Source organism: Paractinoplanes ovalisporus (assembly GCF_016834655.1).
Classification (GTDB): domain Bacteria; phylum Actinomycetota; class Actinomycetes; order Mycobacteriales; family Micromonosporaceae; genus Actinoplanes; species Actinoplanes ovalisporus.
This window is the reverse complement of sequence record NZ_JAENHP010000008.1, coordinates 307,686-321,362: the sequence shown is the minus strand read 5'-3', so window position 1 is coordinate 321,362 and position 13,677 is coordinate 307,686. Positions and strand designations below refer to the sequence as shown.

11 protein-coding genes are annotated in these 13,677 nt (G+C 69.9%); 8 read left to right on the top strand and 3 right to left on the bottom strand.

The window, feature by feature from the left end:
- Positions 1 to 118: 118 nt before the first annotated feature.
- Together JIG36_RS25740 and JIG36_RS25735 are read right to left on the bottom strand one after the other, a co-directional pair.
- Entirely contained in the window at positions 119 to 883 is a 765-nt protein-coding gene (locus JIG36_RS25740) for a TetR/AcrR family transcriptional regulator (protein WP_203378963.1), read from the bottom strand.
- A gap of 12 nt (positions 884 to 895) precedes the next feature.
- The gene (locus JIG36_RS25735; protein ID WP_203378962.1) at positions 896 to 1,726 is read right to left on the bottom strand and encodes an oxidoreductase; all 831 of its coding nucleotides are present in this window, start codon (positions 1,724 to 1,726) and stop codon (positions 896 to 898) included.
- Positions 1,727 to 2,209: 483 nt separating this feature from the next.
- Here JIG36_RS25735 and JIG36_RS25730 point away from each other — a divergent pair, with 483 nt between their 5' ends.
- The 7 genes from JIG36_RS25730 (at position 2,210) to hpf (ending at position 9,377) form a co-directional block, all read left to right on the top strand.
- Positions 2,210 to 3,070 carry a helix-turn-helix domain-containing protein gene (locus JIG36_RS25730; RefSeq protein ID WP_203378961.1) on the top strand — a complete coding sequence of 287 codons (861 nt, stop codon included), beginning with the start codon at positions 2,210 to 2,212 and terminating at the stop codon, positions 3,068 to 3,070.
- Between the two features lie 41 nt (positions 3,071 to 3,111).
- Positions 3,112 to 3,315, top strand: a complete 204-nt coding sequence (locus tag JIG36_RS25725; protein ID WP_203378960.1) for a DUF397 domain-containing protein — start codon at positions 3,112 to 3,114, stop codon at positions 3,313 to 3,315.
- A gap of 171 nt (positions 3,316 to 3,486) precedes the next feature.
- Complete coding sequence (gene mtrA / locus JIG36_RS25720) at positions 3,487 to 4,176, top strand: MtrAB system response regulator MtrA (RefSeq protein WP_089293161.1); 690 nt, start codon at positions 3,487 to 3,489, stop codon at positions 4,174 to 4,176.
- 28 nt (positions 4,177 to 4,204) lie between these two features.
- Positions 4,205 to 5,905, top strand: coding sequence for an MtrAB system histidine kinase MtrB (mtrB, locus tag JIG36_RS25715; protein ID WP_203378959.1), 1,701 nt, complete (start codon positions 4,205 to 4,207; stop codon positions 5,903 to 5,905).
- On the top strand, positions 5,905 to 7,710 hold the full coding sequence (locus JIG36_RS25710; RefSeq protein WP_203378958.1) for an LpqB family beta-propeller domain-containing protein: 1,806 nt from the start codon (positions 5,905 to 5,907) through the stop codon (positions 7,708 to 7,710). The genes mtrB and JIG36_RS25710 overlap by 1 nt, the downstream gene beginning before the upstream one ends.
- Positions 7,711 to 7,715: 5 nt before the next feature.
- Positions 7,716 to 8,504, top strand: a complete 789-nt coding sequence (locus tag JIG36_RS25705; RefSeq protein WP_438870757.1) for a ComF family protein — start codon at positions 7,716 to 7,718, stop codon at positions 8,502 to 8,504.
- Positions 8,505 to 8,753: 249 nt separating this feature from the next.
- On the top strand, positions 8,754 to 9,377 hold the full coding sequence (hpf, locus tag JIG36_RS25700) for a ribosome hibernation-promoting factor, HPF/YfiA family (protein ID WP_203378957.1): 624 nt from the start codon (positions 8,754 to 8,756) through the stop codon (positions 9,375 to 9,377).
- On the opposite strand, the gene JIG36_RS25695 is transcribed toward hpf, so the two are convergent.
- Entirely contained in the window at positions 9,378 to 10,505 is a 1,128-nt protein-coding gene (locus JIG36_RS25695; RefSeq protein ID WP_203379011.1) for a GNAT family N-acetyltransferase, read from the bottom strand.
- Positions 10,506 to 10,674: 169 nt separating this feature from the next.
- Between JIG36_RS25695 and secA the strand changes: the two genes are divergently transcribed.
- Positions 10,675 to 13,587, top strand: a complete 2,913-nt coding sequence (gene secA, locus JIG36_RS25690; RefSeq protein WP_203378956.1) for a preprotein translocase subunit SecA — start codon at positions 10,675 to 10,677, stop codon at positions 13,585 to 13,587.
- Positions 13,588 to 13,677: the final 90 nt, after the last annotated feature.

The following is a 13,677-nucleotide window of genomic DNA, read 5'->3' as shown; positions in this document are numbered from 1 at the left end:
ACAGTCCGGGGTTGTCCACAGGTCACCCCACTTCGGCCCCACCAAGATCGGCCTGATCCGCCAGAATCAGATCTGGGGTCCCCCTTGTGCGCGGGGTGGATCATGCCTTGATGTTGATCTAGGCGGGCTCGGCGGGCAGGGCGGCGAGGCCGGTGATCGCAACGGTCAGCGCCCGGCCGAGGCGGTCGGGGAAGTTGACCCGGCTGTGGGCCAGCGCCGGGTCCTGCACCGCCTCGGCGACCGCCGGCGCCGGGTTGGCGAACGGCCACAACCCCGCGACCAGCAAAATCATCATCGCCACGAGTTCGCGAGCGGCGCCGGGCCGATGGCTCAGCGCGGGAATCCGCTCGGCCAGCAGCGAAGCCAGCCGGTCCTGCAGCGACGCGTGCTCGAGCTTGAACGAACGGACCGCCTCGGCTGAGATGTTGCGCTCGAGCTCGGTGCCGAGGGCGCTCCACAGCTCGCAGACCAGCGGCCGTTGAGCGAGTGACCGGGCCAGCGCCACCGCCACCGCCTCGACCGGAGACACGACCCCGCCCGAAGCCGTAGTCGCGACCCCGCCCGAAGCCGTAGCCACGACCCCGGCGGAAGCCGAAGCCGGGGCCGTGGTGGAGGGGGGCAGCGACGCCGGCAAGTCGTCCAGCCAGTCGGCGATCGACCGGTTGAGCAGGGCGAAGAAGACCGCCTCGCGCGTCTCGAAATAGCGGACCACGTTGGTCTTGGACAGGCCGACCCGCCGGGCCAGTTCGCGCAGGCTGATCTCGCTCACCGGCATTTCGCCGAGCAGCTGGGCCGCGACGTCGAGGATGGCCCGGCGCCGCGCCTCGCGCTGCTCGGGGCTGCGGGCCCGCTGAAAGCCCAGCGGCTGGTCGATGCCGGTCATGAGGCCATCAGATTACGCGTCGTAGCCGATCGACTCGCTGACCGCCCGCCACCGCTCGTCCGCCGCGGCGACGGTCTCGGCCTGGGCCCGCGCGACGGCCACCGCGTCGGCGCCGAGCAGCAGGTGCACCGGCGGTTCCGGGTGCTCGACCAGGTCGATCAGCACCTGGGCCACGCGGGCCGGGTCGCCCGGCTGGCTGCCGTCGGCGGCGCTCATCCGGGCCACCACCGGCTCGATCACCGGGCGGTAGGGGCCGCTGATCGTGTGTGTCGTCATCGAACTGCCGGCCCACTCGGTGCGCATCCCGCCGGGTTCGGCCACGGTCACCCGGATCCCGAACGGCGCCACCTCCTTGGCCAGCACCTCGGAGAAGCCGCCGACCGCCCACTTGGCCGACTGATAGGCGCCCAGCCCGGGCATGCCCACCCGTCCACCGACCGAGGAGACCTGGATGATGTGCCCGCCGCCCTGGGCCCGCATGACCGGCAGCGCGGCCCGGGTCACGGTGACGACGCCGAAGAAGTTCGCGTCGATCTGGGCCCGGAATTCCTCGTACGGCATGTCCTCGATCGACGCGACGTCGGCGTACCCGGCGTTGTTGACCAGCACGTCGAGCCGTCCGAAGGCGTCGACCGCGACGTCGACGGCCGTGCGGGCGGCGGCCGGGTCGGTGACGTCGAGCGCGACCGTACGTACGCGGTCGCCGTATTTCGTCACGAGGTCGTCGAGCTGTTCGGGCTTGCGGGCGGTGGCCACCACCCGGTCGCCGACCGCGAGGACCGACTCGACGATCTGCCGTCCGAGCCCGCGCGAACTTCCCGTGACCATCCAGACCTTGCTCATGGTTCTCTCCGCTTCAAGAGGCCAGTGGAACTTTACAAACTCCACGATAAGAGGCCGCTGGACTTTTGTGCAGGGAGGAGCGACGAGCGTCACGACCGGACTACGCAAATCAGGAAATTTCCGGATCTGCTTGACACGGTCTGTGCGGAGTGTGAATCTATAAACACGCAGCGTCATTGGTGATCGGGGGGTCCCACGGACGCGCGCGGTACCAAACCGGGGGGATGAACGGGGCGGCGGGTCTTAGGGCCTGTCGTCCCGTTCGCTATATGCGGTCGGAACGATTCGACCGGAACAAAGCGGCCAGGACACGAAGAGGCCTCGTCCGCCCGCGGACGAGGCCTCTTCCTGAAGGGCCGTGGTGTTTGCCGCCACCCCGATCCCGTCGTCCACTCCATTACTTCATGGCTCTGACCTGCATGCAAGTGCATAGCGTGCGTTGCAAGTTGCAGACAGCGACCGATATGCCGTTATGGTGTTCGCGTGGCTAGAGCGACGTCGACGGCACGGCGCGAGCTCGGTAGCGAGCTGCGTCGTCTTCGTGGTGAGCGTCGCGCGGCCGACGTGGCGACCTCCCTCGGCTGGTCCGAGTCGAAACTGAGTCGCATCGAGACCGCCCACACCGGCATCAGCGAGCCCGATCTCGATCGTCTTCTCACGGCTTATGGCGTACGGGTGGAAGACCGTGAGCGCCTGCGCGACCTCGCCCGCCGGGGCCGCGCACGAGCCTGGTGGACGCCCTACCGTTCGTCGGTGCCCGACCCGTACGACGAATATGTCGCGCTCGAGGCCGAGGCGGTGCTGATCAGCGAGTGGGAATCGCAGGTCGTCCCCGGTCTGCTGCAGACCGACGAGTACGCCCGGGCTGTGATCGAGGTCGGGGCCGACGTCGGCGCCGCCGAGACGATCCAGCGCCGGCTCGCCCTGCGCATGGCCCGGCAGGCCGTGCTGACCCGCGAGCCGCCCCCGACCCTGCGGATCGTCATCGACGAGGCCGTCCTGCACCGCGAGGTCGGCGGCCCCGAAGTGCTGCGCCGTCAGCTGGCCCGGCTGGCCGAGGCGAGCGAGCGCCCCGGCGTCGAGCTGCTGGTGCTCCCGTTCAGCGCGGGCGCGCACGCCGGCATGACCGAGCCGTTCATGGTTCTCGAGTTCGAACCCGGCACCCGCTCGCCGGTCGTGCACATCGAAGGCCTCACCGGCGGTCTCTTCCGGGTGAAGCCGACCGACGTCGACGTCTATCGCGACGCCCTGTCTGACCTGCGGGAACGCGCGTTGTCGCCAGAGTTGAGCCGAACGGCTGTCACTGAGAGGGAGGAAGCGCTCCGTCTGCTGACCGCATCGTGAGCTGAAATGGAGGCGATTACATCCTTGGAAGGGGACCCACGATGCAGGACGCCACTCTCACCTGGCGCAAGAGCACTCGAAGCGGAGCCGCCGGCCACTGCGTCGAGGTTGCGACCGTTCCCTCGACCGTGCTGGTGCGCGACTCGAAGGATTCCTCCGGTCCGGTGCTCGCCTTCGGCGACACGGACTGGACCGGCTTCATCGCCGGTGTCCGGGCTGGGGAGTTCGACCGGCCCGGCGCCTGACCCCCTGTACGGCCGGCCGGGCGGTCCCTTTCGGGGCCGCCCGCTTTTCTGTGTTCCAGGCGCTTTCCGCCCCGCCTCGGGGAGGAAACAGGCGCTAAGCTTGCCCTCGATTTACGCAAGATCGCCCCCGGGGTACATGGGGTTCGGGAGGACAGTGCAATATTGGACCGCATGAGAGCCCGGGTACTCGTCGTCGATGACGATCCAGCGCTGGCCGAGATGCTCGGCATCGTCCTGCGGAGCGAGGGATTCCTGCCCTCGTTCGTCGCCGACGGCGAACGCGCCCTGGCCGCTTTCCGGGAGAGCCGGCCCGACATCGTTCTGCTCGACCTGATGCTGCCCGGCATGAGCGGGATCGACGTGGCCCGGGCGATCCGCGCCGAGTCCGGCATCCCGATCGTGATGCTGACCGCCAAGAGCGACACCGTCGACGTGGTGCTCGGCCTCGAGTCCGGCGCCGACGACTATGTGGTCAAGCCGTTCAAGCCCAAGGAGCTCGTGGCGCGCATGCGGGCCCGGCTGCGCCGCGGGGAGGACGCCGCCCCCGAGATGCTGACCATAGGGCCGCCCGGCAACCAGATCACCATCGACGTCCCGGCCCACACGGTGTCCCGCGACGGCGAAGAGGTCAAGCTGACCCCGCTCGAGTTCGACCTGCTGGTGGCCCTGGCCCGCAAGCCCCGCCAGGTCTTCACCCGCGAGGTGCTGCTCGAACAGGTCTGGGGCTACCGTCACGCGGCCGACACCCGGCTGGTCAACGTGCACGTCCAGCGGCTGCGCGCCAAGATCGAGCCCGACCCGGAACGCCCCGAGATCATCCTGACCGTCCGGGGGGTCGGCTACAAGGCGGGCACCGGTTAGGAGCCGGAGCGGCTAACCTTGCCGCGTAATGCGAGCTCCAGCCTGGCTACCCCTCCCCGTGCGCCGCGTCCTCCGGGTCGTGCGGCGTTACTGGCGTGTGCTCGTGCGCCGCTTCGACGTGTGGCTGGCGCCGGCCCGCCGGGCGTGGCGGCGCTCGCTGCAGCTGCGCGTCGTCGCGCTGACCCTCGTCGCCTCCAGCCTGCTGGTCGGGGCGTTCGGCTGGTTCATCGCCGACCGCAGCGCCAAGATCCTGCTGAGCCGCGCGCAGGACGAGGTCCAGATCTCGATGCGCAACAAGGTGGCGTACGCGGAACAGCAGCTCACCGTGCACCCGCAGGCGCGCGACCCCCGGCTGCCGTCCACGTTCACCCTGATCGTCAACCAGCTCGCCGACGGTGATCCGTCCGAGTCCGGTGGTTCGGTGGTGTCGATCCGGGCCGGCAAGTTCCCCGAGCTGCCGTCGATGACCTCGCCCAACGTCGCCACCGACGAGCTGATCACGCCCGAGCTGATCCACGACGTCGCCGACCAGGAAAAGGTCGCCCGTCAGATCGTCACGGCCCGGGTCAACGACCGTACGACGAAATATCTGGCCACCGGATCCCCGGTGCCGACCAGCTTCGGTCACGTCGAGCTCTATTACATGGTCCCGCTGACCACCGAGGACAGTGCGGCCAACCAGATCCGGACGACGGTGCTGGCCACCGGTCTGGCCCTGGTCGTGATGCTCGGCGTGATCGCGGGCCTGGTCACCCGGCTCGTCGTCACGCCGGTCCGGGTCGCCGCCCGTACGGCTCAGCGCCTGTCGGCCGGCCTGCTCGACCAGCGCATGAAGGTCGACGGCGAGGACGACCTGGCCCTGTTGGCCGCCTCGTTCAACCAGATGGCGGCCAACCTGCAGCGCCAGATCGTGCGTCTCGAAGAGCTGTCCCGCCTGCAACGCCGGTTCACGTCCGACGTCTCCCACGAGCTGCGCACACCGCTGACCACCGTACGCATGGCGGCCGACCTGATCTTCGCCGAGCGCGACGAGTTCGACCCGGCCGTGGCCCGCAGCGCCGAGCTGCTCCAGGCCGAGCTCGACCGGTTCGAGAGCCTGCTGACCGACCTGCTCGAGATCAGCCGGTTCGACGCCGGTTTCGCCGCGCTCGACGCCGAGCACGCCGACCTGGTCCCGATCGTCGAGCGGGTCGCCGAGCGGCTGGCCGGCCTGGCCGAGCGGGTCGGTGTGCAGATCGAGCTGCGCCTGCCCGACCAGCCGGTGATCGCCGAGGTCGACCCGCGCCGGGTCGAGCGGGTGCTGCGCAACCTGGTCGGCAACGCGGTCGAGCACGGCGAGGCCAAGCCGGTGCGGGTCACGCTCGAGAGTGACGACGCCGCGGTGGCGATCACCGTCCGCGACTACGGCGTCGGTCTCAAGACGGGTGAGGAACGGCTGGTCTTCAACCGGTTCTGGCGGGCCGACCCGTCCCGGGCCCGGCAGACCGGCGGCACCGGGCTGGGCCTGTCGATCAGCGCCGAAGACGCCCGCCTGCACGGCGGCTGGCTCGAGGCGTGGGGCGCGCCGGGCGAGGGCGCCCAGTTCCGTCTGACCCTGCCGGTCCGTTCCGGCGACCGCCTGCTGTCGGCGCCGCTGCCGCTGATCCCGCGCGACCGCGCGCCGGCCCTGCCCGAGACGCCGCCCGAGACGCCGCCCGAGGCGGCCGAGCCGAAGGCCGAGGTGGTGTGATGAGGCGTCTGTTGTGTTCCGCCGTGGTGGTGGCCACGCTGCTGGCCGGTGGCTGCGGCATCCCCGACGAGAGCGACGTGACGATCGTCGACGACGGGCCCGCGGTCGGCATCTCGGTCGGTGGTGGCGACGAGCCCCCGGTGCAGCCCCGCCGGGAAGACAGCGACGAGCCGAAGACGCTGGTCGGCAACTATCTGCAGGCGGCCGCGGGCGACCCCGAGACGGCCTCGGCCCGGGTCAAGGCGTTCCTCGCGCCCGACGAGGCCGAGCGTTTCCCGTCCGGCAACGACATCAAGGTGGTCCGCGAGACCGAGCCGTCGCTGCACAACCCCGGCGAGGCCGAAGTCAAGATCACCTACCAGGTGCTCGGCACGTTGCGGGCCAACGGCGTCTACGAGCCCGTCGTCCCGGCCGACCCGGTGGGCTACGACCTGCGCGTCGGCCCGGTGAACGGCCGGCCCGGCCAGTTCATCCTCGACGCGCCCCAGACCATGATGATCACCGACGTGGCCTTCGCGGCGTTCTACACGCCCCGCACGATCTACTGGTGGAACACCGCGAACACGGGCCTCGTGCCCGACCTGCGCTACATGCCGCTCAGCGTCCCGACCGTGCAGCAGCCGACGACGATCATGGGCTGGCTCACCGGCTCACCGGCGTCCTGGCTGACCGACACGGTGAACCAGCTGCCCCAGGGCACCCAGCTGACCGAGAACGTGCCGGCGATCAGCAACGACACGCTGACGATCAGCCTCAACGCGCAGGCCGTCCCGCAGGGCGCTGACGCGCGCGCCCTCGAGCGGCTGCGGCAGCAGCTCCAGTGGTCGATCCGGCCGCTCGTGCCCCGCACCATCGAGATCAAGATCGGCCACGACGAACCGGTCCGCACCGACGACGGCGACTATCTCGACACCAACGCGGCCTACCGGCTGGCCGACGATCCCGAGCGGTTCGCCCTCTACGGCGGGGTCATCCGCCGGCTCCGGGTGTCGCCGCACGCGACCGACCCGATCCCGGTGATCAAGCAGGCCGCCAACAAGAACATCACCTCGGCCGCGCTGAGCTCGTCGGCCACCCGGGCCTATGCCGCGGTGGTGACCGGCTCGGGCGCCGCCGCCCGGCTGCGGGTGGCCCAGGCGACGCTCGGCGAGCAGGCCGACATCGAGCCGGTCGGCAGTCTCTCGGGCAACCTCGGCACGCCGGTGTGGGCGCAGACCCCCGACGGCGACGACCCCACCGCGGCGGTCGGGCTGATCACCATGGGCGGCGTGATCTACAGCTTCGACGCGAGCGGCGCCAACGCCCGGCGGGTCGAGTGGCAGGGCAGCCCCGGCACGGTCACCGCCCTGTCGGTCGCGCCCGACGGGCACCGGATCGCCCTGGTCAGCGGGGGCCGGCTGTTCCGGGCGGCGCTGAGCACCAGCGGCGACCAGATCACCCTGGGCGATCCCGAACGGGTGCAGCCGCCCGACCTCAAGACGGTGACGGCGGTGGCCTGGAACAGCGAGACCTCGCTGGCGGTGGCGGGCCTGCGCCCCAACAACCGGTACGCGGTTCTCGACGTGACGATCGACGGCACTCTGGCCACGATCCGGCTCAGCGACATCGGCGCCGAGCGCGTGACGTACCTGACGGCGTACCCGCTGCGCCCGGTCAATCCCGAGCGCCTGGCCCCGGAGTGGTACGTGGCCGGTGGCGACGCGTGGGAGGTGCTCAGCGAACCGGTGCGGCTCGTGCCCGAGAACCTGACCGACGTCACCGCGCAGCCCGAGCTCAACGCCACCGCGCCGTTCTTCCTCGACTGACGACTTTGACGGGACTGCTCGGCGACCTGGCCGACCTCGTGCTTCCGGCTCCGTGCGCCGGGTGCGAGGCCGAACGGGTGCCGCTGCGGTTCGGTGCCTGTGCCCGGTGTGTGGCCCGCCTGGAAGCCCTCAGACCTTTCCGTACGGCGCCCGAGCCCCCGCCTCCCGGCATGCCCGGGTGCGTGGCCGTGGGGGCGTACGAGGGACCTTTGCGGGGTGTGTTGCTGGGCTACAAGGAGAAGGGCCGGCACCGGCTCGCGCGGCCCCTCGGCACCCTGCTCGCCACGGCGGTGTCGGCGGTCGCGGCGCGTGACACGCCGGTGACACTCGTGCCCGTTCCGTCGACCGCCGCGGCCGCCCGGGAGAGGCGCGGCGACCACATGACGCGACTGGCCGCACACGCGGTGCGCCGACTGCGCGCCGCCGGTTGGGAAGCTGGCGTCAGTCATCAGCTCGAAGCGTTACCGCGTCCCGACTCTACGTCACTGAGCGTGGCCGGGAGGCGCGCCGCGGCTGAGGATTCGCTGCGAATTCGGCGGCCCCGAATCGGCGTTCTGCGACGCGCCGCGCCCCGGAAAGGCACGCTGGTGGTAGTCGACGACATCGTCACCACCGGGGCCACGCTGGCCGCGGCGACGGGTCGGCTCGAGGAGGCGAACATGCAGGTCGCAGGCGCTGCTGTTCTTGCTGCCACCCAGCTCCGAAGGCCACCGGCAGTCCGTTTCGGCGGATTACCACCTAGGGGTGGAGAAAAGGTGGAACGTCGGGGATCTGGTATCCCGAACGAGGGGTGACGCGGGAGCATCGGCACGTTAGCGTCTTGGTGACGAGGGTATGAGTGCCGTCTCAACCCGCAGACCCTTCAGGCGCTGCGTTCCGCGAACAGCCGCACCGGAGAGGAGTCGTCCCATTCGCAGCCGGTCACGCCCTGTGAATCTTTTCTTCACGGCGTAGTCGGCACCCGCATTTCGCGTCGCAGTTCGGCGCCCCCGGCACCCGTCGTAAGGGCGCCTGTTGAAACAAAACGTTGGGGGAGGTCACGAGTGGACATTGTCGTCAAGGGCCGCAACGTAGAGGTTCCCGAGCACTATCGGGAACACGTAGCCGACAAGCTGAGCAAGGTCGAGCGTTACGACCAGAAGCTGATCAGGGCAGACGTCGAACTCTTCCACGAGCGCAATCCGCGCCAGTCCGACAAGTGCCAGCGAGTCGAGATCACCGTCATGACGAGAGGCCCGGTCGTCCGAGCCGAGGCCTGCGCCAAGGACTTCTACGCAGCCCTGGACTGCGCCATCACCAAACTCGACGGCCGGTTGCGGCGTTCCGCCGACCGTCGCCGGGTCCACCGGGGGCACAAGACGCCCCGCTCGGTCGCAGCGGCCACCGCCGGCCTGCCCACCGACCTCAGCCTGGCCGTTCAGGCCGCTGAGGAGACGTCATCGGTAGCCACCGCCCTCGCGGAACACGACGAGGACCAGCCGTGGCGGATCGTCCGGGAAAAAGAACATCCCGCTGACCCGATGACCGTCGACGACGCCCTCTTCCAGATGGAGCTCGTCGGCCACGACTTCTATCTCTTCCTCGACAAGGACAGCGGCCGCCCGAGCGTCGTCTATCGCCGCCGCGGCTACGACTACGGAATCCTGTCGCTGGAAGCTACGGGTTAGTCACCCATCAAGCCGAGGGCCTTCGGCCAGAAGGTCCTCGGCGAGGAGGACGAACTGCACGTCGTCGTGGCGGGTCCCGTCCGGGCCCGGCAACCGCGCGCGCAGGTAGGCCTCCTTGTGGAATCCCGCCTTCTCCAGCACCCGCTGCGAGCCCACGTTCGACGGCACCGCGCCGGCGATGAGGCGCGCGACGTCGGTCTCGGCGAAGACCCACAGCGAGAGCAGCTGTGCGGCCCGGGTCGGAAAACCCTTCCCCCGGTACGCGGGGAGCATGCTGTAGCCGATCATCGCCTGCTGCGTGCCCGGGTCGTCGTAGTAGAGCCCGATGTCACCGGCCGGCTCGCCGGTCGCCACGTCCTCGATCACCAGGTCGGCCCGGTTGCCGTGCAGCCAGTGGGCCGCGGCCCAGAAACACCGGCGGCGGATGCTCTCCGGCGTCGGCGCGACCGGCGGCACGCTCGTGGCCACCACGTCCGGCAGCCCGAGCAGCTCGGCCAGGAAGCCGGTGTCGTCCGGGCCCAGCGGGCGCAGGCGCACGACGCCGTCGGTGAGCTCACCCCCGGGCAGATCGGGCAGCAGGCGTGGCGCCGGATCGCCGGTGTCGGCGGCCAGGCGGGTGTATACCAACATGTCTTCGCGCGCGCCGTCGCGGCCGGGCTGCGCGCCCCGGCGTACACCCTCCCGGGTGTAACCGGCCGCCAGCGCAACCCGTTGGCTGGCCGGGTTGTCCCATCCGATCAGCAGCTCGAGGCGTTCCAGGCCGTGGCTCAGGGCGTGCCGGCTCAGGGCCCGCAGCGCGGCCGTGGCGACCCCGCGGCGGCGCGCCCACGGGCCGACCCAGTAACCGGCCTCGGCCTGCCGCCGGACGGGCACCACCTTGTCGAAGCCGATGCCGCCGAGCAGTTCGTCGGTCTCGGGGTCGGCGATCGCGTAGAGGGCGCCACCCTCGGCGAAGATGGACACGACACGCTCGGCGATGTAGCGCTCGGCGTGCGCGACCGTGAACGGTTCCGGCGTCTGCGGGAGGAACCGCTGCGAGACCGGATCGGCGAACCCGGCCGCCAGGGCCTCGGCGTCGTCGGCGCGAAACGCCCGGAGCCGTACCCCGGTGCCGTTGATCTGTGCGATGGTTCCGCCCTCTCCTCTTCCCGCCTTATCCTGCCCGAAGGGCTCCGCTCTCAGCGAACTTGATGCGAAGTTTCACACTGTTTGTGCGGTTAACCGGAGGCTCGGGTCACAGCTTCGCCGGAAGGGTGCCTACGATGGTTCGGCAGACTGTCTAGGGGAGCGCTGACCCGTGTCGATTTTGGAAAAGGTCCTACGCGCCGGCGAAGGCCGCATGGTGCGCCGGCTCAAGGCGATCGCGGACGCGGTCAATTCGATCGAGGACGACTATGTCGACCTGACCGATGACGAGTTGCGGGAGTGCACCCAGCAGTTCAAGGAACGCTACGAGGACGGCGAGACGCTCGACTCGCTGCTGCCCGAGGCGTTCGCCGTGGCCCGTGAGGGCGCGAAGCGGGTGCTCGGCCAGCGGGCCTACAACGTCCAGCTGATGGGCGGCGCCGCGCTGCACTTCGGCAACATCCCCGAGATGAAGACCGGTGAGGGCAAGACCTTGACCGGCGTGTTCCCGGCCTACCTCAACGCGTTGAGCGGCAAGGGCGTGCACATCATCACGGTCAACGACTACCTCGCCCAGCGCGACGCCGAATGGGTCGGCCGGGTGCACGCGTTCCTCGGCCTCACCGTCGGCGTGATCCTGCCGAACCGGCCGGCCGCCGAGCACCGCGCGGCCTACCTGTGCGACATCACGTACGGCACCAACAACGAGTTCGGCTTCGACTACCTGCGCGACAACATGGCGTGGTCGAAGGACGAGCTGGTCCAGCGCGGCCACAACTTCGCGATCGTCGACGAGGTCGACTCGATCCTCATCGACGAGGCGCGCACCCCGCTGATCATCTCGGGTCCGGCCGAACACTCGCAGCGCTGGTACGGCGAGTTCGCCGCGATCGTCGGCCGCCTCCAGCGAGGCAAGGACGGCGAGGGCGACTACGAGGTCGACGAGGCCAAGCGCACCATCGCGGTCACCGAGCGCGGCGTCGGCCGGGTGGAGGACCGCCTCGGCATCGACAACCTCTACGAGTCGGTGAACACGCCGCTGGTGGGCTACCTCAACAACGCCATCAAGGCCAAGGAGCTCTACAAGCGCGACAAGGACTACATCGTCGACGAGGGTGGCGAGGTCCTGATCGTCGACGAGTTCACCGGTCGCATCCTGCACGGCCGCCGCTACAACGAGGGCATGCACCAGGCCATCGAGGCCAAGGAGGGGGTGGAGGTCAAGCAGGAGAACCAGACCCTGGCGACCATCACCCTGCAGAACTACTTCCGCCTCTACGACAAGCTCGGCGGCATGACCGGCACGGCGCAGACCGAGGCCGGCGAGTTCAACTCGGTCTACAAGGTCGGCGTCGTGTCCATCCCGACCCACCGGCCGATGATCCGGGTCGACCACCCCGACGTCATCTACAAGACCGAGAAGGCCAAGTTCGACGCGGTCATCGAAGACATCGCCGAGCGGCACGCCACCGGTCAGCCCGTCCTCGTCGGCACCGTCTCGGTCGAGAACTCCGAGATCCTGTCGCAGCTGCTGCGCCGCCGCGGCATCCCGCACAGCGTGCTCAATGCGAAGTTCCACGCGCAGGAAGCCACGATCATCGCGCAGGCCGGCCGCAAGGGCGGGGTCACCGTCGCGACGAACATGGCCGGCCGTGGCACCGACATCCTGCTCGGCGGCAACCCCGAGTTCCTCGCGGCCACCGAGCTCGCCCAGCGTGGCCTCGACCCGGCGGAGAACCCCGAGGAATACGCGAAGGCGCTCGAAGAGGTCCTGCCGGTCTGGAAGGAAGCCTGCGACGAGGAGGCCGCCGAGGTGCAGTCGGCCGGCGGGCTCTACGTGCTCGGCACCGAGCGGCACGACTCCCGGCGCATCGACAACCAGCTGCGTGGTCGTTCCGGCCGGCAGGGTGACCCGGGCGAGTCCCGGTTCTACCTCTCGCTGCAGGACGACCTGATGAAGCGGTTCCGGGCCGGCGCGGTCGAGGCCGTCATGGAGCGGTTCAACATCCCGGACGACGTGCCGATCGAGTCCAAGATGGTGACCCGGCAGATCCGCAGCGCCCAGACCCAGATCGAGGGTCAGAACGCCGAGATCCGCAAGAACGTCCTCAAGTACGACGAGGTCATGAACAAGCAGCGCCAGGTGATCTACGCCGAGCGCAAGCGGGTCCTCGACGGCGAAGACATGCACGACCAGGTCGAGAACATGATCGACGATGTGGTCCACGACTACGTCACGGCCGCCACCGGCGAGGGCTACGCCGAGGACTGGGATCTCGACCAGCTCTGGACCAACCTCAAGCGGCTCTACCCGGTCACCATCACGGTCGACGACATGGTCGAGGAGTCCGGCGGCGAGCGTCAGGCGATCGACGCCGAGTTCCTCAGTGCGCAGCTGGTGCAGGACGCCCGCGCGGCCTATACGGCCCGCGAAGAGGAGCTGGGTGCGGAGGCGCTGCGCGAGCTCGAGCGCCAGGTGCTGCTCAGCGTCATCGACCGCAAGTGGCGCGAGCACCTCTATGAGATGGACTACCTGCAGGAGGGCATCAACCTGCGGGCGTACGCCCAGCGCGACCCGGTCGTGGAATACCAGCGCGAGGGCTTCGACATGTTCAACCAGATGATGGAGGGCATCAAGGAGGAGGCGGTCGGGTTCCTGTTCAACCTGGAGGTTCAGGTTCAGGAGCAGCCCACGGTGACCGTCGACCCGAGCAAGGCGGTGCCGCTGCCGGCCGGTGGCGTCATGGCCGACACCGCCAACGAGACCGAGTCCGACCGCGTCGAGGTGCGGGCGAAGGGTCTCGGCGGCGAGCGACGCCCGCAGAACCTGCAATACACGTCGCCGGCGATCGACGGCGAGGCGGGCGATGGCAGCCCGTCCATCCAGCGTGAGCAGCAGGCGCCGGCCCTGGGCATCGGCCCCGGCGGTTCCCCGGTGCCGGCCAGCCCCGCGCACACCTCGGGCCGCCGTGCGGCGCAGTCCTCGGGCCAGGCCGAGTCGAACGGCCCGTCGCGGAACGCGCCCTGCTACTGCGGCTCGGGCAAGAAGTACAAGCGCTGCCACGGCGCCCCCGGCGCAGCCTGACCGGAAGCCGACCGACGGCCCGCCAGCGGAACTCCCGCCGGCGGGCCGTCGCCGTTCTCGCTGCCTTCGGGTGTGCGTTCCGCCTCGCGG